The organism is Dolichospermum flos-aquae CCAP 1403/13F (assembly GCF_012516395.1).
GTDB lineage: Bacteria > Cyanobacteriota > Cyanobacteriia > Cyanobacteriales > Nostocaceae > Dolichospermum > Dolichospermum lemmermannii.
Window position 1 is genome coordinate 1,104,512 of record NZ_CP051206.1, and the last position, 21,981, is coordinate 1,126,492.

Genomic DNA, 21,981 nt, shown 5'->3' on the forward strand with positions numbered 1-21,981 from the left:
TCAGATCAAGGATAATCATATGACAGCCTTAGAATTAGCAAATAAACGGATTCTTGTCACTGGTGGGGCGGGTTTTCTCGGCCGTCAGGTGATAGATCAACTGTGCCAAAATGGCGCTAACAGTGAGAAAATTACTGTAACGCGATCGCACGATTGTGATCTACGAGTATGGGAAAATTGCCAACGGGCAGCAGATCAACAGGATATTATCATTCACCTAGCTGCCCATGTTGGTGGTATTGGTCTAAATCGAGAAAAACCCGGCGAGTTATTTTACGATAACTTGATCATGGGAACTCAGTTAATCCATGCAGCTTATCAACAGGGGATAGAAAAGTTTGTCTGTGTAGGAACTATTTGCGCTTATCCTAAATTTACCCCTGTACCATTTAAAGAAGATGACATCTGGAATGGTTATCCAGAAGAGACTAACGCCCCCTATGGAGTGGCAAAAAAAGCTCTCTTAGTCCAACTAAAATCTTATCGTCAGCAGTATGGGTTTAATGGTATTTACCTGTTACCAGTGAACTTGTATGGACCTGAAGATAATTTAAACCCTAGCAGTTCTCATGTAATTCCCGCTTTAATTCGCAAAGTGGAAGAAGCCCAAACCAGGGGAGAAAAACAACTTCCTGTGTGGGGTGATGGTTCTCCTACCCGTGAATTTTTGTATTCTACAGACGCAGCACGGGGAATAGTCATGGGAACTCAGTTTTATAATGATGCTGAACCCGTGAATTTAGGAACTGGTTACGAAATCTCTATCAAAGATCTAATTACCTTAATTTGCGAATTGATGGAGTATGAGGGTGAACTTGTGTGGGAAACCGACAAACCCAATGGCCAACCCCGACGTTGTTTGGATACGGAAAGGGCAAAACAGGCTTTTGGCTTCACTGCTGAAGTAGAATTTAGACAAGGTTTGAAAAATACTATTGATTGGTGGCGTAAAAACGCTGCATAGATGATCTCCTCATCTCGTTCCCAGTCTCCGACTGGGAATGCCTTCATAGAGTCTCTGACTCTAGCATACACACAAAGGCAGAGCCTTGCATAATTCATTCCCATACAGAGTATGGGAACGAGGGAAATCTAAAATCCAAAATCTAAAATCTAAAATCCAAAATTGTCTCAGCTAAGTAAAAAAGAACTGCGACGGACTCTACTCCACAAACGCCAGTCAATGACATTATTAGAATGGAGAGAAAAGAGCGATCGCCTCACCACCAATATCCAAAACTCGGTTATATTTAATCAAGCAAATACCGTTCTCGCTTTTTTTAGCTTTCGTCAAGAACCTGATATTAGCTCACTGTATACCAACACTAACAAACGTTGGGGTTTTCCCCGTTGTGTTGATAAATCTCTAGTTTGGCATTCTTGGCAACCTAAAGACACAATTAATATCGGCGCTTATGGGATTACTGAACCTCACCACGAAGCACCGATAATTGACATTGAAGAAGTAGATTTAATTCTTGTCCCCTGTGTGGGTTGTGATGTCCAAGGATACCGCTTAGGTTATGGTGGGGGATATTATGACCGTTTGTTAAATTCACCAGGTTGGCAGACAAAAGCAACTATAGGAGTGGTTTTTGATTTTGCTTATTTATCTCAATTACCTGTTGATAGTTGGGATAAGCCTTTAGAAAGGGTGATGACAGAAAATGCCTTTTTTTTGATACACAATAGTCTAGAATTAACAAAACAACCCCGAATGGAGATTTAACTTGTCCGCATATAGGACTCAATTACAAGCAAACGAGATTAAGCTCAGATTACAACCTTTAAAACGTGAATCTCTGTTTAGAGGAGAAACTGAATTGGCAGTTAGGATTAAAGAAATTCTAGCCACACTAGCTAAATATAAAAATGAACTCCTTGATAAAAAACGGTTTTTAATAGGTTTTCTCAATGAATTTTATTACGATATTCAAACTTATATATATGAGATCAAACCGATTTTAAATTTACCTCAAGGAGAAATAGAAAAATTTTGCCAACAAAAGAATCTATCTGTAACTGAGTATTACTGGTATAGCGTCATATTACCTAATTGGTTGAGTCAAGAAGATCCAAAATTTTCTTACTGGATTGAAAAACTTATACAAGAAGAGTATACTGGTAGTGATGAAGATTTAATTATTGCTCTAACTAAAACAATTAATGCTAGGTCTGACGGAAGAGCTATCAAGAATTTAACTTGATAAATGAGTATTTGGAAAAAATTGAGAAAGCAAGCTGGCAAGTTAAGTTATCTGATTTAGATGCTTTACCAGAATAAAAAACTATGGCAAAGTTGATTAATAAAAAACAACTATCAAGGATTGTTTTGAAGGGCTTTAAATCTATTGCAGAATGTAATCTTGAACTTACTCAACTCAATATACTAATTGGCTGCAATGGCGCAGGAAAATCCAATTTTATCAGCTTTTTTCGCATGGTTCAAGAGATACTTGATGGACATTTGCAAGTTTTTGTTAGTCGTCAAGGTGGACCAGATACAATATTGCATTTTGGTCGAAAAACAACTGAACAATTAGAGATTGAACTATATTTTGGCAATAATAGATACCTTGCCACTCTTGAACCAACTCAAGATAACCGTCTGATGTTTTCTAAAGAATCTTTTGGCTGGAGGAGTAGTGGTAACTCGATAATGCAAACACAAGCACTAATAGGTAGTGGTAATTTTGAAACTCAGGCTTTTAAAGGAACTGGGACAAAAAAGGATAAAGATATATTATCTACTATGCAGCAATGGCGAGTTTATCATTTTCATGATACCAGCGATAGTGCCTATGTAAAACAAGCTGCTCCTATTAATGATAATATTTATCTGCGTCCAGATGCTCGCAATTTGGCGGCTTTTTTATATTTATTGAAAAATAACTATTCCCAATCTTATCAACAAATTGTTAAAACAATCAGACTTGTCGCACCTTTCTTTGGTGATTTTTTATTGCGTCCTTCTCCACACAATAATGATGTGATAGAGCTAGAATGGTTTGAGCAAGGTCAGGATATGCCTTTTAAAGCACATCTTCTTTCTGATGGAACACTGCGTTTTATATGTTTAGCAACGGTATTTTTACAACCTACTGCTTTACAACCAGAAACCATTTTAGTTGATGAACCGGAATTAGGTCTTCACCCTTATGCAATTACTATTTTGGCTTCTTTAATGCGTAATATTTCCAGAGAAAAACAAGTGATTGTTTCTACTCAATCGGTTGAATTATTAAATGAATTTAGTGCAGATGATGTAATTGTAGTAGATAGAAAAGACGGTAGATCATTACTTCGTAGATTGCATGAGGATGATTTACAAGAATGGTTAGAAGATTATAGTTTAGGAGAATTGTGGAAGAAGAACATTATTGGAGGTAGACCTTCAAAATGATTCGAGTCAATATTTTTGTAGAAGGACAAACAGAAGAAACTTTTGTCAGAGAATTACTCTACGATCATTTTCTGCAACAAAACATATATGTTAACCCTATACTTCTAGGAGGTGCGGTTACTTATGGAAAAATCAGAAAAGAATTATATCGTAAATGTTCTGAAGATAGCACCGCTTTTGTAACTACGATGTTAGATTTGTATGGACTACCAAAAGATTTTCCCGGTAAAAGTTCTATTCCCACTACAGCTAATCTTTTTGAGAAAGCTGAATATCTTGAACAACAAATGGGTGTAGATATTGGACTTCAAAATTTTATTCCTAATTTATTGGTGCATGAGTTTGAGGGACTTCTTTATAGTAATCCACAAGCTTTTGTAGAATGGTTTGATCAAAACATAGTAGAACAGCTACAGCGTGAACGTGAATCCTTTTCTTCACCTGAACATATTAATGATAGTCCGATAACAGCACCTTCTAAACGTATTCTTCGATGTTGTCCTGGATATGATAAACCGTTACATGGTTCTTTAATTGCTATGGATATCGGATTGGATACAATACGTAAACAGTGTCAGCATTTCGATAAATGGTTAACAAGACTGGAAAATATCAAGTAGCTGACAATTCCAACTCCATGTAAAATACATATTCCCTATTGAATATATTTATGCAAATCAATTTTCAAACCTTTACAGTTAACAAACGATTTCCTCTCACAATTAGTCGCGGCACAACAGCACAAACGACAAATATCTGGTTACAAATTACCGCAGAGGAAATTACAGGTTGGGGAGAAGCATCTCCTTTTGGTGTGGGCAACCATAGGCAATCTACGGAGAAAATCCAGGAAACTTTGCAGCAAATCATACCTACTTTACAAAAATATAGCCCTTGGCAACGGCAGGAAATTGAGGCACTATTAGAACAAATGCAAATTCCGTCCGCAGTCAAAGCGGCTGTGGATATGGCATTACATGATTGGTTGGGTAAGCGTGTGAATTTGCCATTGTGGCAACTGTGGGGACTGGATAAAAATGTTATAGTGCCAACATCGGTAACAATTGGTATTAATTCCCCAGCAGGTGCAAGGGCAAGGACGCGAGATTGGTTACAATTTATGGACGTGCAGTTATTCAAGGTAAAATTAGGTTCAACCGAGGGAATAGAAGCAGATCAAAAAATGCTCTTAGCGGTACTGGAAGAAGCCGCTGGAAAAGATGTATTTGTTGATGCTAATGGCGGCTGGAGTTTAACCGATGCTATTAATATGTGTAATTGGTTAGCTGATTTGGGAATCAAGTATGTAGAACAGCCTTTAGTAAGAGGTGAAGAAGCAAATTTAGCCCAATTAAAAAAACATTCTCCATTACCAATTTTTGTAGATGAAAGTTGCTTTACTAGTGCCGATATTCCCCAATTAGCTAATTATGTTGATGGTATTAATATCAAATTAATGAAATCTGGGGGAATCACTGAAGCTATGCGAATGGTGCATACAGCCAAAGCCCACAATTTACAAATCATGTTTGGCTGTTATTCTGATAGTTGTCTTGCTAATACCGCCGCATTACAACTTGCACCACTGGCTGATTATTTGGATTTAGATAGTCACTTAAATCTAATTGATGATCCTTTTACTGGTGCAGTCGTAGAAAATGGGCGAGTTTTGCCGAATAATTTACCTGGTTTGGGAGTGAAACATTGTGCGTCTGTCGCTTAATCAAAAAATAGCAATTCTTCTTCATGAGGGAATTACTGGAGTTCAAGGAAAAACTGGGTTATCAATTTTACGCTACAGCGAGTCCCCCATTGTAGCGGTGATTGACAGAGAAACTGTAGGTAAATCTTTAGTCGAGTTAACAGGTATTCAGCGAGATGTGCCAATTGTGGCATCTGTGACGGCAGCATTACAGTATAAACCGGAAGTTTTGGTAATTGGGATTGCGCCTAAAGGTGGTGCTGTTCCTGATGATTATTGGCTGGATATCAAAGATGCCCTGAAAGCCGGAATGTCTTTGGTAAATGGATTACATACACCAATGGCAAATATACCGGAATTAAATGCCCTCCTTAACCCAGGACAATTAATTTGGGATGTCCGCAAAGAGCCGGCTAATTTAGAGGTAGCATCAGGAATGGCGCAAACTTTACCCTGTAGACGGGTATTGACCGTGGGAACAGATATGGCCATTGGCAAAATGTCCACCAGTCTGGAATTACACCGAGTGGCTAAGTTACGGGGTATCCGTTCTAAGTTTTTGGCCACTGGTCAAACTGGGTTAATGTTAGAAGGGGAAGGGGTGGCTTTAGACGCGGTGCGGGTAGATTTTGCGGCTGGTGCGGTGGAACAGTTGGTAATGCGTTTTGGTCAACATTACGACATTTTGCAAATTGAGGGGCAGGGTTCTCTTTTACACCCTGGTTCAACGGCAACTTTACCGCTAATTCGGGGTTCTCAGCCTACACATTTAATATTGGTGCATCAAGCCGGACAAACTCACAACCGTAATAATTCTCATATACCGATTCCAGCTTTACCGGAAGTAATTCGGATGTATGAAATTGTTGCTAGTGGTGCGGGGGCTTTTCGTCCTGTTCCTGTGGTGGGAATTGCTTTGAATACTCGGAATTTGGGGGAAGTAGAGGCAAAAAATGCGATCGCTCAAACTATAGCAGAAACTAAGTTACCTTGTACAGATCCTATTCGGTTTGGGGCTGGGTTATTATTGGATGCTGTTATGCAGAGTTGATTTTTTTGCACGCAGAGGCGCAGAGGCACGGAGAGTAGGAGTTTTATTGCTGGTGGAGCTAATTTAAAATTCGTCAATTTAAACGAGATAAACTTTGCCTCTACATCCTCAATTCTGTTGTATCTGAACCAAGGCTATGTGATGAACGGAATAAATGATTATGTTCAGGATGATACAAGCGCGAGCGCCCACTTACTGGTAATAGTGCAGGACTAATCACATAAAGTGTCGTTCGGCGTAATTTCTCTTCATGAGTACAATTTGCCATTTGTGCTAAATTCACAACCCGGATTTTTTCATCTGGCCAGCCTAAGCGATAGCAAATTGCTACTGGAGTATCTGGATCATAATGTTCTAACAATTTCCCTTGGGCTTCGGTGATATGAGTCACACTTAGATATAAACATAAACTGGCACGATGTGCTGCTAAAGCTGCTAACTCTTCCGTATCTGGAACATGGGTACGGCCACTAATGCGAGTCAGGATGATAGTCTGCACTAAACCAGGCACAGTTAACTCTATCTTGAGTTTAGCTGCGGCAGCTTGAAAAGCACTGATACCAGGAATGACTTCAAAAGGAATATTAGCATCGGCTAATAGCTGCATTTGTTCATGAATAGCGCTATACAGACTAGGATCACCAGAGTGTAATCTTACTACAGATTTATGCGATCGCACGGCATCAATCATCAGTGGTAAAATTTCTTCTAAAGTCCGATTTGCTGTTTTGATAATTTCCGCATCTGGACGACAAACATCTAGAATTTGTTCGGGAATTAAAGAATCTGCAAATAAAATCACATCAGCAGCAGCTAACAACTTTTGCGCCCTAACCGTTAATAAATCAGGATCTCCCGGTCCAGCACCAACAATATAAACCCCAGGCTCTAAGGTATTTGGATACTTGAAAAAACTCAAATTATTAGTAGATTCACTCATTAATGTCCCCCTGCAAAACCCTGCAAAAAAAACTTTTACCATTTCCCTAGTACCCTTCCGGATTCAGCCACTTTGCCTAGTAGAAATAGATGGTAGATGCACCCTGGTTAAGCCCTAGAGATTAATTACTCTGGGGCATTTTTTTCTTCATTTCCCCCAGCAACAACATCAGGTAAGGAACGCTTGAATATATATAGCCAAGCTAAACCAAATAATCCTAAAGTCATTCCCCCTAAACTTACCATTTGTGCCATCCGTAAAGGTCCTAGCATTAAGCTATCTGTGCGTAAACCTTCAATCCAAACCCGTCCCAAGCTATAAGCAACCCAGTAAACTAAAAATAACGTCCCTACTTTCAACCGGGGTTTTTTAGCTAAAGCTCGAAAAAACAAAGTTATTAACAATGCAAACACCATTAAATTCCACAACGATTCATAAAGAAAAGTGGGATGGAAATATTCAAAATTCACTAAATCCAAGGGACGACGATCTGAGGGAATATATAACTTCCAAGGTAAACTAGTTGGTCTGCCAAAAGCTTCCGAGTTGAAAAAATTTCCCCACCGACCAATTGCTTGCCCTAATATTAATGAAGGAGCAACCAAATCAGTCAATTGCCAAAAAGATACCTTATTCAGTCTAGCAAAAATTAACGCTGCGATCGCCCCGCCAATAATTGCCCCATGAATCGCAATACCCCCTTGCCAAATTGCAATTATCCGTTCTGGATGTTGAGAATATTCTGGCCATTGAAACAAAACATAATATAACCTAGCGGCGGGAATAGCTGCAATCACCAACCAAATTGATAAATCACTGATTAAATCGGGATTAACATGACGACGCTTGGCTAGGTATTGAGAAAGACTAACACCAATTAACACAGCAGAAGCAATCAACAACCCATACCAACGAATAACAATTGGTCCCAATTTAACCACAATCGGACCAGGGGAAGTAAATAAAAACCCCAACGGCAAAACAGAAAAATCCACTATCATACAAAATTACCTATAGGAGTATGAAATCTATGGGGATGAAAAACAATAATATATTATGCCTTAGTAACTAATCTGGATAAAATCCCAATCTGGAAACATCAGATGTTAGATTTAATAAAGTTCTGTGGAAAATCCGTCAATATAATCACTTAAAATAACCTTGTGATTGCTATTTATCCTGGTAGTTTTGATCCCATCACCTTGGGACATTTAGACCTTATTCAGCGCAGTAGTCGCCTATTTGAACGAGTCATTGTTGCCGTCCTCCGCAATCCCCATAAAATGCCATTGTTTACAGTAGAGCAAAGATTAGAACAAATTCGTCTAGCTACAAAACATTTACCAAATGTAGGAGTAGACAGCTTTGACGGTTTGACTGTAAAATATGCTCAAATGCAACAAGCGCAAGTTTTGTTACGGGGGTTAAGAGCGGTTTCTGACTTTGAGATTGAGCTACAAATGGCTCACACTAATAAAACATTGTCTACTCAGATCGAGACAGTTTTTCTGGCAACATCAAATGAGTATAGTTTTTTAAGTAGTAGTGTGGTAAAAGAGATTGCCAGGTTTGGTGGCTCTGTTGATCATCTTGTTCCCCCACACATTGCCCTAGATATATACCAATGCTACAACCAAAAATCCCTAGCCTCGAATCCAACTACAACGGCAACAATCCTCCCCCAAGAGAGTATGTGAATGGTATCCCCTCCATTGGTAATCCAGAACCAACAGCAGGGGTAGATATTCAGCAGGAACTCAACCGCTTAGAAGACCTAGTTCTCTCTAGTTTGAGGATTCCCCTCACGGGACGAACTTTAATAGATGAAGATAAATTACTAGAACAACTTGATTTCATCCGTCTGTCTTTGCCAACAGTGTTTCAGGAAGCACTCGATATTTTGGCACAAAAGAATGAAATTCTTCTAGAAGCGGAAGAATACGGACAACAGGTTGTAGATGTAGCCCAAGCAAAAAGAGCGCAAATTTTGGCAGAAAGTGATATTGTCAGGCAAGCACAGCGGGAAGCTGACCAACTGCGGCGACAAGTCCAGGACGATTGTGAAACAATGATGCAAGACACTCTTGCAGAAATTGACCGTAAACGTCGCGCTTGTCAGCAAGAATTAGAAGAAATGCGCCAAACTGCAATTTCTCAAGCTGAAGAAATTGAAGATGGTGCTGATAAATACGCCGATAACGTTCTGGCTAATATTGAACAGGATATACAGGAAATGTTAAAAATTATTACTAATGGCCGCAAACAATTAAATTCTGCTAATGTCCCCAAAAATGGAGATCATCCCCAACAACGCCCACATAATTCCAAAAAAAGATAGTATCACCTCGTTCCCAGTCTCTGACTGGGAATGCTATCACAGAGGCTCTGCCTCTTAATCATTATTCTCATCTAGAATATACAAATATTATATAGCAGTTCTTGTGATCTTAGGTACAAAGTTTTTTAGTTTTAGGGAACTGGGAATAGGAAATAAGGAATAAGTTAATGATATATAACAGTTCTTATTTAATTACTATTTTGAAGGATAGCATCGAACGCAGATAAACGCAGATAAACGCGGATTTTTTTGTTCTCTCTGTTTATAGATAATTTTTTCTGCAAATTATATTTAATTCAATCAGAAGTTTTAATTTGATCTAGGATAATACTCGCGTATTTATCCCAATTTATGGTACAAATAAAACAATTAGAGTAGTTATTGTTCTGCTGACAATTAAGAAGGGGTAGTTTTTATGGTTGAACCACTCACTGGCGCTGTTATTGTTTCTTTATCTTTCTCGGAAGCAATCAAGGAAGGTGGAAAATTTGCAGTTAAAGGAGTCGCGGATACTTTTGCAAAGTTGGTTAGCACTATTCGACAAAAGCTAACTACAGAAGGAATGGAAGGTTTATTAATTCGGGCTGAAAAAGATCCAAATGAAAAAAATAAACTTCAGTTACAAGATGAATTGCAAGAATACATTAATGCTGATGAAATTTTTGCTAATCAACTTAAATTGCTAGTTGAAGCACTCAAAACACAAGACCCTAAGATTCGTCAGGTAATTCTGAGTGGAATTGAATTAACTGGTGATTTACAAGCTCAGAATATCACTCAAAAAACTTCAGGAAGTAGTGGTTCTGTTGACCAAGCAATGCTCACCAATATCAAAGCTAATAATATTAATGTAGGTAATTTAAATCAAGAAGGTTAAGAGATTGTGTGAACAGTATTGGATAAAATCCATTATCTCCAAAAACCTAAGTTAAATTACCCCCCTTAATCCCCCCTTGGAAATGGGGGAAACTGGAAAAATTACCCCCCTCCCCCCTTGGAAATGGGGGAAACTGGAAAAATTAGTTTCCCCCCCTTTGCAAGGGGAGGGTTAGGGTGAGGTAATTTGAGGAATAATGGTGATTCGATAACTTGTGTGTACACCGTAGCCTTCCCTACAAGAAAATGAGGGTTTTAATGCTTCTCTTTTGGTAGGGGAGAGGTTTAGAAAGGGGTCTGTTTACATATTAAAAACTTTTAAAACATTCTTTAAGTTCTAATCATGAATACAAATCATCTCCCTCAAATTGTTCAAGAGCTTTTCAAAAATGTGCAAGCGGGGGGTGATATCTCTGTGGGAGATATTACTCAAGTTTTTCAAAATGTCAATAATTTAAATGATTTAGATAAACCTCTAAGTTTTCCCCACAATATCCCTAATAGTAATACTCAAAAGTTTGTTGGTCGAGAAAATGAATTAGTTTTAATTCATCAACATTTACAAACTAGCAATCATGCTGTAATTTCTGCTGTTGAAGGTATGGGTGGTATTGGTAAAACTGAATTAGCTACCCAATATTCTCTTCTGCATTTATTCCTAAATTCTTATTCGGGAGGTATTTGTTGGTTGTCGGCTACAAATCAAAATCTCGGTTTACAAATTATTCAATTTTGTCGCACACATTTAGGTTTAAATCCCCCAGATGATTTTGATGTATTATCACAAGTAACTTGGTGTTGGCAACGTTGACGAGAAGGTAGAGTTTTATTAGTTATTGATGATGTCCAAAATTATTCGGCGATTCAGCTTTATTTGCCGCCACAATCATCTCAAGTTCGAGTTTTGATCACAACAAGACTAAAACTAGATTTATCTGGTTCTTTGTCTTTGCAAATCCTTTCTCTACCGGAGGCAATGGCATTATTATCAAAATTAATTGGTGAGGATAAATTAAATCAAGAAACAGCACTAGCAGAGGAACTTTGTCAACGGTTAGGTCGTTTACCACTAGCTTTACAATTGGTTGGTCGTTATCTCAAATATCGTCAGATATCTTGCGCGGAAATGTTGCGAAGATTAGCAGCTAAAGGTATTAATCATCCTGCTTTTGATGTTGATGCTCATGACCCTACTTGGACTTTATCTATAACTCGTGGTGTTCAAGCTGCTTTTGAATTAAGTTGGGAAGTTATCAGTTATTCTGCTCAAGAGTTAGGTTGTCTACTCAGTTTATTTGCTTTAGCTCCCATTCCTTGGTTATTGATTCAAAGTGCTTCACGGGAGAAAAACATAGAAAGTCCAGAAAATGCCAGAATTGAATTAGAACGATTACATCTTTTACAAAGTGAAAATTATGATCATTATCAATTACATTAACTAATTCATGATTTTTTACAAGTCAAGTTAGAAAAACTGTCAACGGTTACACAGGAAAAGATCACCTTGGCAAACTTTTTGTTTTTACATATTAGTCAACTTTTTAGTAATTTATTCAATCGTCAATCTGTCAGCACTACACTAAAACGTAATTTTTGCCAAGCAATGGTTAATATAGCTCAAGAAATTCCACAACAACCAATACAGAAAGATATTCAAAGATTCAAATTAGCTATACCCCATTTACAGGAAGTAGTAGATTATTTACTGGATACTATGAGTGATGAAAATTTAATTTGGCCTTTTTTGGGAGTAGGAAGATTTTATAAAAGACAAGGATTATATAATGATGCAGAACCTTGGCGAAAAAAATGTGTATTATTGCTAAAACAGCGTTTAGGTAATGATCATCCTCATGTTGCTTCCAGTCTTAACAATTTGGCAGGACTTTACTATTTTTAAAGCAAATACAAGGAAGCAGAACCTCTCTACTAACAAGCTTTAAATATTTTTGAACAACGATTAGGAGCAGATTATCCTCATACTATTACTGTTCAGAATAATTTTTAATATTTACGCAATCGTTAAATAAATGCTGTTAATCTTAAAGCATTTATTTTCAGACAAATTTATTGGATAAGACAACAATAGCTTTGTTTAGCAATCTGATGTTTAACGGTAAAATTCCTATAAATTTCGTTGCTATGACAATATTTTTGTTAAGCAATCTGCTAATACTGGTTTTTATTTCTTATTTTCCGTTGCCTTTTGCTTCTTAACCCTTGCCGATTCTTCCTTTTAAAATATGTTTACAATTAGACTGGCGATAAGCTATACTTTATAACTTCTGTACTTTGTATTTCCTCATGAACTTAGTTTGGGAAAGATTAACTTTATCTTCCTTACCACTGAAAGAATATTTGTCTAGCAGTTACCTCCATAAGTTTTTGGTGGGACTGTTAAAACCTTGGCGACAAAGTAGTATTTTCATTCAGTGGGGAGATATAATTGCTGTTGGCTTACTTAGCCTTGTTTATGGTCTTGCACCTTTTGTTTCTAGCACCTTAATGGGTTTATTGTTAGTAGCTTGTGTGGGATTGTGGTTATTATTGACCTTATCCGATGATTATACATCAGTTAATGCTCCTACTGCCACTCCCATTCATTTACTAGTATTGCTGTATTGGAGTATTGCTGCTATATCAACGGCTTTATCACCGGTGAAAAAAGCGGCTTTGGGTGATTTACAAACATTAACTCTTTATTTGTTACTGTTTGCCCTCTGTGCTAGGGTGCTGCGCGTCCCCCGGTTTCGGTCTTGGTTGATTACTCTCTATTTGCATATATCCCTGATTGTCAGCGTCTATGGGTTGCGACAATGGTTTTTTGGTGCGAAGGCCTTAGCTACGTGGGTTGACCCAGAATCTTCTTTGGCTAAAACTACGAGAGTTTACAGTTACTTAGGAAATCCTAACCTATTAGCTGGATATCTTTTACCCGCTGTAATTTTGAGCTTAGTTGCCATTGTAGCTTGGCCGGGTTGGATTAGGAAATCATTAGCCTTAACAATGTTTGTGGTTAACGCTACTGTTTTAATTTTGACCTTTAGTCGCGGTGGTTGGATTGCCTTATTAGTGGAATTATTGACAATAGCGGTGTTGCTGTTTTATTGGTGGAGTATAAGTATGCCCCCATTTTGGCGGACTTGGTCTTTACCAATATTGTTAGGAACTGTAGTGGGGTTATTGATAATTGGATTGATATTTGTCGAACCCTTCCGGGTGCGAATCGTGAGTATATTTGCCGACCGCAAAGACAGTAGTAATAACTTTCGGAAAAATGTTTGGGAATCGGTATTTCAAATGATCCGCGATCGCCCGATAATTGGTATAGGACCAGGACATGGTGCTTTTAATAAAGTTTATCCTCTCTATCAACATCCGAAATTTACAGCATTAAGTGCCTATTCTGTGTTTCTAGAAACGATTGTAGAAACTGGCTTTTTGGGTTTTACCTGTTTTATGTGGTTAATAGTCGTCACCTTTAACACAGGATTTTTGCAATTAAGTCGGTTACGAAAAACTAAGAATATGGAAGGCTTGTGGCTAATGGGGGCAATAGCTGCTATAATAGGTTTATTAACTCAGGGTTTATTTGATACAGTTTTCTATCGTCCTGAAGTTAATACTCTCTGGTGGTTTATGGTGGCTTTAGTTGCCAGTTATTGGCAACCTTTAACCCGCAATAATCATAATCACGCTTAGAAAAGAGTTTCCTAACCCGCCTGGGAATGAATTCCCAGTCTAATAGTTCAAGTCCACTGAAGTGGACTCAAAGCCTTTAATAGTCGTCTTTAGACGACTTTTGCTATGAGACTCCGAATTCATTCGGAGGCGGTTGTGGGAATTTCCCCTGCCCTCTGCCTCCTAGTACCTCTTCATTGCCCTTTGCATATCTCGCTGGTCGTCACGACGTTTGAGACTTTCGCGTTTGTCGTGGAGTTTTTTACCTTTACCCAGGGCAATGACTATTTTTACCCAACCTCGTTTCAGATACATTTTTAAGGGGACTAGGGTTAAACCTTCCTGTTGTACCCTCCCAATAAGTTTACGCAGTTCTTGTTTATGAAGTAATAATTTGCGGGTTCGTCTGGGTTCGTGATTAAAGTATGCACCACTAGAGGCATAAGGAGAAATATGGACGTTGATTAACCATGCTTCACCGTCACGAAGCAACGCATAGCCATCTTGCAAATTGGCTTTACCCGCACGAATTGATTTTACTTCAGTTCCTGTCAACTGAACTCCCGCTTCATAGGTTTCTATGATTTCATATAAAAACCGTGCTTGCCGATTATCACAAATAACTTTGTAACCTTCACTCTGTTTATCACTCATCGAAAATCTTCTTAGTTTTAATAAATACGCCTAAAAATTTCTTTAGACTAACTCTTTTATTGATTGTAGTTCACAAAGACAGGTGACAGGTAAACCTGTTTAGTCTCTAAATTACGTAAAGTTTTATGAACAATTCCTAAAAATTTAATATTTTCTTTAGAAATCATTGATGATGTCATCATGAGTAAGTAATCTTGTCATAGTATTAAAGATAGAATTAGTATTCTTGCTTGTGTCTATTAATATTTGTGATTACAGTAAATTACTCAACCAAAAAATTATAGGGGTGTATTATCCATGCCCTTGACTATTCTTGTCGCCGATGATGATTTAGGCACGCGTCTATCTATTAGTGATTATCTTGATCTGTCTGGGTATAGCGTCATTACTGTTGATAATGGTATTGATGCTTTGGCTATGGTTGAAGAGTGCCATCCTGATTTGATGGTGACAGATATTATGATGCCACAGATGAATGGTTATGAGTTGGTGCGTCGTGTTCGTCAATTATCGGCGTTTCGATTATTACCTGTGATTTTGTTAACAGAGAGAACGAAAACCCAAGAACGAATTTTGGGATATCAGTCTGGTTGTGATTTGTATTTGCCTAAGCCTTTTGAATTGGAAGAAATAGCCGCTGCTATACGTAATTTGTTAGAGCGATCGCAAATCATCCAATCAGAATGTCGTTTTATTTATCAGGAAGAAATCAGTTTTGCCACTTATACAAAAGCAAAAAACGGTCATATTTCTATCCCTACTCAGGTGCAACAATCTCAAGTATTGACACCGCTAACTGTTAGAGAACAGGAAGTTTTAGACTTATTAACTCATGGTTTTTCTAATGTGGAAATTGGTAATCATTTACATTTAAGTCCGCGTACGGTGGAGAAATATGTTAGTAGTTTATTAAGGAAAACTGAAACTAGTAACCGGGCAGAATTGGTCAGATTTGCGATAAAACATGATCTAGTAGAATAGGATTTTTGCCAAAATTTACATTTTTAGTTTGGTAATATTCAGTTAAATTAAGTATTTTGAGGGTACGTTAGTAAGTCCATAACGCACCATTGGTGACAAGTTAAGGAAAAGGGAAAATTGTCAAGGGTGGTATTTGGAGTGGTCAAAAACATGGTAAACTTAGTCTAGACAAGTAATTGAGCGATTGAGTCCAGCTATGAAAACCAGTAAAAAAACCAACAGAGACCACGCAAAAAAGAAACAGCGACCAATGGTGGAAGATGAAGTAATAGCCGAGCAATTGGAAAGATTACTGACACCAGCGATTACAAATCAAGAAAATTACTACCGAAAACTAGGACTTAGAGAAAGGATACTGAATTTGCCGTTGATGATGGCGGCGGTGTTAACCCTGCTGTGGAGAGATGTAGCAGGAGTCAGAGAAGTGACAAGAATGTTAGCCAGAGACGGTTTTCTGTGGTGTAATCCCACAAAAGTTAGTCAACAAGCCGTATCACAGAGATTTTTGACATTTCCATCGGAATTATTTGAAAAAGTATTTAAAGATTTATTGCCTAGTTTGAGAACAGCGTGGCACAGTAGAAATAAACGCAGGGCAAACGCACCTAAATTCTGTAATCCATGCCCAGCAAGGGTTTCAACCTTTAGTTACAAAAATTAACAATCGTCAAAACCTTTGTCCAGTAAGCATTCTAAAAATAAGATGCGCTTGCCCTGATTGGCAACCCAATCTTTGCTGGTTAGTGGGTTGTTCAAGTCAGCAAGAAGAAATAGGTAAGATTTCTCCTCATTTATTAGATAGGTTTGCAATCCGTCTTAATGGAAAAATTAATAACAATACAGATAGGGTAAGTCAAATTAAACAATTATTAAATGATGAAAGATTAGAACAAAAGTCATTGTTTAAGGAAAGGGAAATCGAACCGGAATTGCAACAATGGTTAAAACAGGTTAGCATCTCACCACCAAAGATGACATCAGAGGCTTTAAAGAGGATTTTAGACTATACTTCTCCCTCAACAGTGTATCATCGTCGATAACTTTCTTTAGCTCGGTTTTCTAGCACTTTTGCTCAATTAGAGGCAGAAAAGCAAGTAACAGTTGCTCATGTGGATAGAGTAGCGAAAATGATTGGGTTAAAATTAGAGCAAGAGATAAATAATCCCAATAACCAAAATATAAATATCATACCGATACCAGGAATTGACTCACTTAAAAATGAACTCAAGCCTGAACCCAGTTTAGAATTAAAGGATAAATTAAAACCAAACTTAGGTGATAATGATCCAAAAAAAGAGAATAAATTAACTATTTATCAAGGAGATAAACCTCAATCTTTTCCAGATATATCTTTACCAAATATTGAGCCTTTAGAGAATCCTTGTATAGAGGATATTGCACCTTTGGAAAGAGAAATGGCTTCTCTAAAATTTCCTACTCGTCGGTTTAAATCAAAAGCGATCGCTCATGGCACAATTATTGGAGTGGAAAAAAGTAGCACGGTACAAGATTTAGCCATTGTCAGAACATTATTAGAACCCACATTCCGCACCCCAAAATGTTACAGAGGGAAATTACGGAGATGAAAATCAAAGGGAGCATCAAAACAAACAGATAAAGTGAAAAAAGGCATTTGAGAAACAGTAAATCACCAAAAATGTCATCAAAATCTATTCTCAATAAGAAGCAATAAGAATGCACACCACCTGGAGAGGTCAATGAATAAGCGAAAGGAGATATTCAAGAAATAATTATAAGTTAGACTAATCAATTAAAGTAAAAAACGAAATTATAGACATAGTAAAATGGAGCTATAAATCAAAGAGATTAGCTCATCTTTACTCATAGAAATTAAATTGATAGAGATGATAATTAGCTGACTAATTGATAGTAACGTAAACAATCATCTGGTAAAAGACTCAAGATAAAATCTCTGTCCTTATTCCAATTAGAAATATGTTTCTCCTGATTGAGTGTAACCAAATGAATACACTGAAAGCATTGAAAAATCCAGCGTAAAGTAGGACGATTAGTTGCTTTGCCTAATTGATTTTTAATTGTTGATTTAGACTCCAAAAGAGCATTTCTAATATGACGTTGAGCCAAAGTATAAACCAGTAGACATAAACCCATAATCATTCCCAAAGACTCTATTCTCTCAGGACTTTTGAGGAAAATACTGTCGGCAAAAAATAATGGGTCTTTGAGAAAACCAAACCCTCTTTCACATGATTGTTGAGCTTTATATTCCCTGAGCATAGAATCATTGCTTAGTTCCTGTGAATCTAAAACATTTGTCGCAATAATAAAACGTCCCGCACTCAGCAATTCTGTATTAATTTTACTTTCATCCTCGGAGACTGTAGCTGATATTTGATAAGATATTTCTTGTGGAGAATCTTTTGTCTTAGATTTGATTTGAGTAACAATACTTACGTTAATTTCGTGATATTTAAACTGTTTTGATAATTTTGATAATGCCTTAATAGCATCTGCAACACATGCAAATTCTTCTTGTGATAATTTTTTCAAATCTTGCACAGCTTTTGATTCGGCTTTGATAACTTTTTGTGTGAGTTTACGCAAGTCTGATTCTCTTCTCTCTTGACTTTGTACTACTAGCCATCTCTGTTCTATTCCGGCATAATTTTCGGTTTTTGATGCTAATTTATATCCTGGTATTGCACTATCAATCAATTCTGATTCTGGTATTGTTGATATTAATGATTTTGCTGTTTTTATGCTTAATGGTACTCGACATAACCACTGTAAATCTGACATCATTTTCAGGTTTGATTCTGTATATAAGGCGCAGTCAGCTACTATGAGACTATTAACTTCTAATTGTTTGTGATATTCTACTGCTATTTTACCAAAACATGATGAGTCAGCTTGGTTTCCCGATGCTAGTTTTAAAAATATTGGGATGTCTCCATCTCCTGAACATATCATTTCTATGATAAACTGTTTTAAGTCTGGACGATGGTCACGAGAATAACCGTAGGTGATGGTTATTTCTTTTGGTGATTTTACTGCTAATTCTTCTAATTCTTGGTTATTTCCTACTTTTTGACTCTCAAATATTACGAATGGTAAGCTAGTGTTATACTGCCCATGCACGTGCATTGATGATGAGTCTAGATGTGATGTTGATAGTGATACTCCAAATTTTTGAGCAGCTTTTAAGGCTATGATAAAAAAGATTGTATCTAAGCCTTTTATAAACAGTTTATCCATGACTCTCCCCAATTTATCGTCGTTGAGATATTCTGGTTTTACTCCTGCTCCTATTAAATGCTCACAGGCTATTGTTTCAAAATATTTGGGAAACATATATAACGGTTTGGAGACAAATCCTAACCCGTTTATTATCATGGCTTTTACCACTTGACCTGCATTTACTTTTTCGTCTTTTTCGACTCCTATTAATTCATTTATTATTTCTACTATTCCGATTGAATCTATGATTCCTGCTACTATCCCTAGATGGTCTATGTTCTGAATTTCCATTTCTTGAGGTTTTAATTTCACAACAGTTTCCTCTCATACTTCTGTTGTTATCAATTATTTCTTATTTGGTTATCAATTCATTTTTTTCTTTTGTTACCAAGTTTCACTTTCTCACACCATTTCGCTTTTAATGCTATTTATTATCATTAAGCATCTTAATTTTTGAATTGACTTTAGTTATTATGTACTACTTTAAGGGCTTTTTTGATCTGTGACAGTTTGGGGTGCGGAATGTGGGTTAGAAGCAGCTAAATTTCAGAATATTCGTCAAAATAATCATCTTAATAGTCATCGAAAACTAAAAATATCACCTATAGATATATATCGCCATCGTCGTGCGCCTATTGCTGAACAGATGTTAATGGTGCTAATAGATTATACTTGTTTAGAATCTTGTCAATGGGAAGAACAATTATTTCCCTATATCAGTTGGGCTTATACACAAAGAGCAAGTATTGGTATCATGCAAGTGGGCATTGCTACGGATTCAGCAATATTAAAAGAAGAAGAATTAAAATTTAATATTAATGCTGAAGAATTACGAGCTAAAAAAATATCTGCTCAAAATGTTCTCGTTCCTTCTATTAATATTGCCCTTGATTTAGAAAAAACTAAAAAAGGTCAAGCTACACCTTTAGCACATGGTTTTGATTTAACCTTACAAACTCTTCGTCATGCTCTACAACATGGCAGAAATACCATCCAAAAAGCGGTTTTAGTTGTGATTAGTAATGGACGAGGAAATGTTCCTTTAGAAGCAAGTCATTTAGGAAAAATTCAACTACCTGTGGGACGAAAAGGATTTGAAGATGCTTTAGAAATTGCTCAAAAAATTGGCAATTTAGACATAGACGCAGTATTTCTCAATCCTCAACGAAAGCAATATCCTGATTTACCATTATTATTAGCACAAGCATTAGGGGCAAAAGTTGTTGCTATTCCACCCTTGGAAACTTGGGAGGTGGCAGAATGAAAGAAAATTTAATTCAATGGATAAAAAAACAAGGAATTTCTCATATATCTAATATATTAAATCAAGGCGAGTCTTCAGATACAATACTTCAAAAACAGAATGTAGAAGCTGAACCAAAAGAAGTATTACATGATAAAAATAATTATATTAAAGGGGATACTTTCTTGGTGGAAATAACACAAAAATTTCCCGATAATATTGCAAAATTAGAAATTAACTTATACAGTGAAAAAAACATAAATATTCGCTTTTATCATTCATCTTTTGAACCAGGAGGAAAAGAAATTATAATTCCTCAAATTCCCGAAGTATCTTTTAATAGAACTATGCTTAATGCTACAACTAATGATTTCAAGAAAAAAAGCCTGGAATTTATCGGGACAATGCGAAAGTTTTCCGAAAAAAATGGGAAAGCGCATTCATTAGTATTGTCATTGAGTAAATTACAGAAACAATTATCTTATTTAATTATTAATGATCGGACAAATTTGGAAATCCCTTGGGAAATGTTAAAGCTTGAATCTAATGATTATTTGGGTGCTGCTATCGTAACAGCACGATGGCAAGATATTATAAATAAAAATGATAGTAATAATGATGAGTTAATGAATTTTGAAGTTAAAAAAAATAATTGTTGTGGAGAAATAGTTGCCTATTTAAATACTAAGGAACTTGAGAATGTTAAAAAAGAAGAGGATGTTATTATAAAATACAAGAATAAATTACATAAGAATATTAATGATTTTTTGACTGATTTGGATTCTAGACAAGAACAGGTTAGCTTAATATTTATAGCTAGTCATGGTTTTTATGGAAAAGATGATAAAGAAACTTCTTTCGGACAAGATGATAATGATGAACAAAAAATATCTTTAATGCAACTACGTAGTTATGATTTAAAATTTTTAACCAAATTTTCTACTATTGTTTTTATGAATGCTTGTCATTCTGGACGTTTATATTTAGATAGTGACAATATTACAAATCCTAATTATGAAACTGGAAAATCTTATCTTTCAGGTTTTCCTATATTTTTCTTAGAAAAAGGAGCAAAAGGAGTTGTCGGAACATTAGATAGTATAGATGATGAATATGCATTTCAAGTTTCTAATTATTTTTTTCAAGAATATCAAGATAATCCTAGTCTTTCTGTAGCTACTATTTTAAGAAATATTAGAAAAAATGTTGTTAAAAAATATATAGATAATAAACATGAAAATGCTCCTTTATTTCTTCATACCTTTATGTATATCTATTATGGCAACCCTATGACCACACTTGAAATTATCCCCCATGAGGACAATTAAATGACTGATACTCAACAATTACCCATATCAATTCAACCCACAATTAGCTATCCTCAGCAAGCAGAGATAGGTAAAAACTATTTGATGACAATTGATTTAACACAAACAGGTAATTGTGAGGAATGGAATTATGAAGAAGAGGAATATCCCATTTATTTCAGAGTAGATACTACTCCATTATTTAAGAATAAACCTATAGGTGAACCAGCAGTTGTTCTACATCGTTTTGGTGGAACTTATGGTGCTGCAAAGTTTTTGTTAACCGCCGCAGATAAGGAAATGAAAGGTGAGATTAGAGTAACTTTAGTCAGTGCTTGGGGTGTATCTCTGAAAATGTTGCGTTTGCGGGATATATCTATTAGTACAGAAGATGTATCTGTTACTAAAGAAAATGTTGGTACTATTTACCCAAAAGAAGCTGTTTATCCTCCTCCATTACAGCAATGTAAATTTAAGGTTAAAACCATCATTCTGATAGATGATTCTATCAAGAAAATTTTTTTGTCAGAATCAGGATATCCACCGATTAAAGGATGAACAGGATGAAACCAGGGATTTTATATTG

Annotated in this window: 24 protein-coding genes and 1 pseudogene; 21 read left to right on the forward strand and 4 right to left on the reverse strand. The window is 36.4% G+C overall.

Annotated elements, in window-relative coordinates; translation table 11 throughout:
• Positions 1-19: 19 nt before the first annotated feature.
• The 7 genes from HGD76_RS05645 (at position 20) to HGD76_RS05675 (ending at position 6,156) form a co-directional block, all read left to right on the forward strand.
• Positions 20-964 (forward strand): GDP-L-fucose synthase family protein, encoded by a 945-nt coding sequence (locus tag HGD76_RS05645; protein ID WP_168695210.1) that lies wholly within the window; start codon positions 20-22, stop codon positions 962-964.
• A gap of 162 nt (positions 965-1,126) precedes the next feature.
• Positions 1,127-1,729: a 5-formyltetrahydrofolate cyclo-ligase gene (locus HGD76_RS05650; protein ID WP_168695211.1), complete on the forward strand. Its 603-nt coding sequence runs from the start codon at positions 1,127-1,129 to the stop codon at positions 1,727-1,729.
• 94 nt (positions 1,730-1,823) lie between these two features.
• Positions 1,824-2,207, forward strand: a complete 384-nt coding sequence (locus tag HGD76_RS05655; protein WP_233467057.1) for a hypothetical protein — start codon at positions 1,824-1,826, stop codon at positions 2,205-2,207.
• Between the two features lie 83 nt (positions 2,208-2,290).
• Positions 2,291-3,403 (forward strand): AAA family ATPase, encoded by a 1,113-nt coding sequence (locus HGD76_RS05660; RefSeq protein WP_168695212.1) that lies wholly within the window; start codon positions 2,291-2,293, stop codon positions 3,401-3,403.
• Positions 3,400-4,023 carry a DUF4276 family protein gene (locus HGD76_RS05665; protein WP_168695213.1) on the forward strand — a complete coding sequence of 208 codons (624 nt, stop codon included), beginning with the start codon at positions 3,400-3,402 and terminating at the stop codon, positions 4,021-4,023. The genes HGD76_RS05660 and HGD76_RS05665 overlap by 4 nt, the downstream gene beginning before the upstream one ends.
• Positions 4,024-4,073: 50 nt before the next feature.
• Positions 4,074-5,126, forward strand: a complete 1,053-nt coding sequence (locus HGD76_RS05670; protein WP_168695214.1) for a dipeptide epimerase — start codon at positions 4,074-4,076, stop codon at positions 5,124-5,126.
• Positions 5,110-6,156, forward strand: coding sequence for an N-acetyltransferase DgcN family protein (locus HGD76_RS05675; protein ID WP_168695215.1), 1,047 nt, complete (start codon positions 5,110-5,112; stop codon positions 6,154-6,156). Before HGD76_RS05670 ends, HGD76_RS05675 begins: the two co-directional genes overlap by 17 nt.
• Positions 6,157-6,256: 100 nt before the next feature.
• Here the strand turns inward: HGD76_RS05675 and cobM are convergent, their stop codons facing one another.
• Together cobM and lgt are read right to left on the reverse strand one after the other, a co-directional pair.
• Positions 6,257-7,096 carry a precorrin-4 C(11)-methyltransferase gene (gene cobM / locus HGD76_RS05680; RefSeq protein WP_168695216.1) on the reverse strand — a complete coding sequence of 280 codons (840 nt, stop codon included), beginning with the start codon at positions 7,094-7,096 and terminating at the stop codon, positions 6,257-6,259.
• A gap of 125 nt (positions 7,097-7,221) precedes the next feature.
• Positions 7,222-8,097 (reverse strand): prolipoprotein diacylglyceryl transferase, encoded by an 876-nt coding sequence (lgt, locus tag HGD76_RS05685; protein ID WP_148763066.1) that lies wholly within the window; start codon positions 8,095-8,097, stop codon positions 7,222-7,224.
• 162 nt (positions 8,098-8,259) lie between these two features.
• On the opposite strand from lgt, the gene coaD reads away from it, so the two are divergent.
• From coaD to HGD76_RS05720, 7 genes are all read left to right on the forward strand, one after another.
• Positions 8,260-8,793, forward strand: a complete 534-nt coding sequence (gene coaD / locus HGD76_RS05690; RefSeq protein ID WP_015078948.1) for a pantetheine-phosphate adenylyltransferase — start codon at positions 8,260-8,262, stop codon at positions 8,791-8,793.
• Positions 8,721-9,434 (forward strand): DivIVA domain-containing protein, encoded by a 714-nt coding sequence (locus HGD76_RS05695; protein ID WP_168695217.1) that lies wholly within the window; start codon positions 8,721-8,723, stop codon positions 9,432-9,434. The genes coaD and HGD76_RS05695 overlap by 73 nt, the downstream gene beginning before the upstream one ends.
• A gap of 415 nt (positions 9,435-9,849) precedes the next feature.
• On the forward strand, positions 9,850-10,311 hold the full coding sequence (locus HGD76_RS05700; protein ID WP_168695218.1) for a hypothetical protein: 462 nt from the start codon (positions 9,850-9,852) through the stop codon (positions 10,309-10,311).
• Positions 10,312-10,653: 342 nt separating this feature from the next.
• On the forward strand, positions 10,654-11,121 hold the full coding sequence (locus HGD76_RS05705; RefSeq protein WP_168695219.1) for a hypothetical protein: 468 nt from the start codon (positions 10,654-10,656) through the stop codon (positions 11,119-11,121).
• Positions 11,122-11,214: 93 nt separating this feature from the next.
• A complete protein-coding gene (locus HGD76_RS05710) occupies positions 11,215-11,748 on the forward strand; it encodes a hypothetical protein (protein ID WP_503488467.1) in 534 nt (177 codons plus the stop codon).
• Positions 11,749-11,814: 66 nt separating this feature from the next.
• Entirely contained in the window at positions 11,815-12,210 is a 396-nt protein-coding gene (locus HGD76_RS05715; protein WP_168695220.1) for a tetratricopeptide repeat protein, read from the forward strand.
• A gap of 404 nt (positions 12,211-12,614) precedes the next feature.
• Positions 12,615-14,012, forward strand: coding sequence for an IctB family putative bicarbonate transporter (locus HGD76_RS05720; RefSeq protein WP_168695221.1), 1,398 nt, complete (start codon positions 12,615-12,617; stop codon positions 14,010-14,012).
• 162 nt (positions 14,013-14,174) lie between these two features.
• On the opposite strand, the gene smpB is transcribed toward HGD76_RS05720, so the two are convergent.
• The gene (smpB, locus tag HGD76_RS05725; RefSeq protein WP_015078954.1) at positions 14,175-14,645 is read right to left on the reverse strand and encodes an SsrA-binding protein SmpB; all 471 of its coding nucleotides are present in this window, start codon (positions 14,643-14,645) and stop codon (positions 14,175-14,177) included.
• Between the two features lie 297 nt (positions 14,646-14,942).
• Between smpB and HGD76_RS05730 the strand changes: the two genes are divergently transcribed.
• The 4 genes and pseudogenes from HGD76_RS05730 (at position 14,943) to HGD76_RS26205 (ending at position 17,212) form a co-directional block, all read left to right on the forward strand.
• Positions 14,943-15,626 (forward strand): response regulator transcription factor, encoded by a 684-nt coding sequence (locus HGD76_RS05730; protein WP_168695222.1) that lies wholly within the window; start codon positions 14,943-14,945, stop codon positions 15,624-15,626.
• A gap of 250 nt (positions 15,627-15,876) precedes the next feature.
• Positions 15,877-16,221 (forward strand): annotated as a pseudogene (locus HGD76_RS05735) (IS4 family transposase); the annotation flags it as partial.
• A 148-nt stretch (positions 16,222-16,369) separates the two neighbouring features.
• Positions 16,370-16,666, forward strand: a complete 297-nt coding sequence (locus HGD76_RS05740; RefSeq protein WP_168695223.1) for a magnesium chelatase ATPase subunit I — start codon at positions 16,370-16,372, stop codon at positions 16,664-16,666.
• An 87-nt stretch (positions 16,667-16,753) separates the two neighbouring features.
• Entirely contained in the window at positions 16,754-17,212 is a 459-nt protein-coding gene (locus HGD76_RS26205; RefSeq protein WP_168695224.1) for a hypothetical protein, read from the forward strand.
• A 286-nt stretch (positions 17,213-17,498) separates the two neighbouring features.
• On the opposite strand, the gene HGD76_RS05750 is transcribed toward HGD76_RS26205, so the two are convergent.
• A complete protein-coding gene (locus tag HGD76_RS05750) occupies positions 17,499-19,136 on the reverse strand; it encodes an IS1634 family transposase (protein ID WP_168697377.1) in 1,638 nt (545 codons plus the stop codon).
• A gap of 211 nt (positions 19,137-19,347) precedes the next feature.
• On the opposite strand from HGD76_RS05750, the gene HGD76_RS05755 reads away from it, so the two are divergent.
• Genes HGD76_RS05755 through HGD76_RS05765 form a run of 3 tightly spaced genes read left to right on the forward strand, consistent with a single transcriptional unit; the run spans position 19,348 to position 21,953 of the window.
• Complete coding sequence (locus HGD76_RS05755) at positions 19,348-20,109, forward strand: vWA domain-containing protein (RefSeq protein WP_168695225.1); 762 nt, start codon at positions 19,348-19,350, stop codon at positions 20,107-20,109.
• Positions 20,106-21,416, forward strand: coding sequence for a CHAT domain-containing protein (locus HGD76_RS05760; protein WP_168695226.1), 1,311 nt, complete (start codon positions 20,106-20,108; stop codon positions 21,414-21,416). Before HGD76_RS05755 ends, HGD76_RS05760 begins: the two co-directional genes overlap by 4 nt.
• Entirely contained in the window at positions 21,417-21,953 is a 537-nt protein-coding gene (locus HGD76_RS05765; RefSeq protein ID WP_168695227.1) for a hypothetical protein, read from the forward strand.
• The last annotated feature ends 28 nt before the right edge of the window (positions 21,954-21,981 follow it).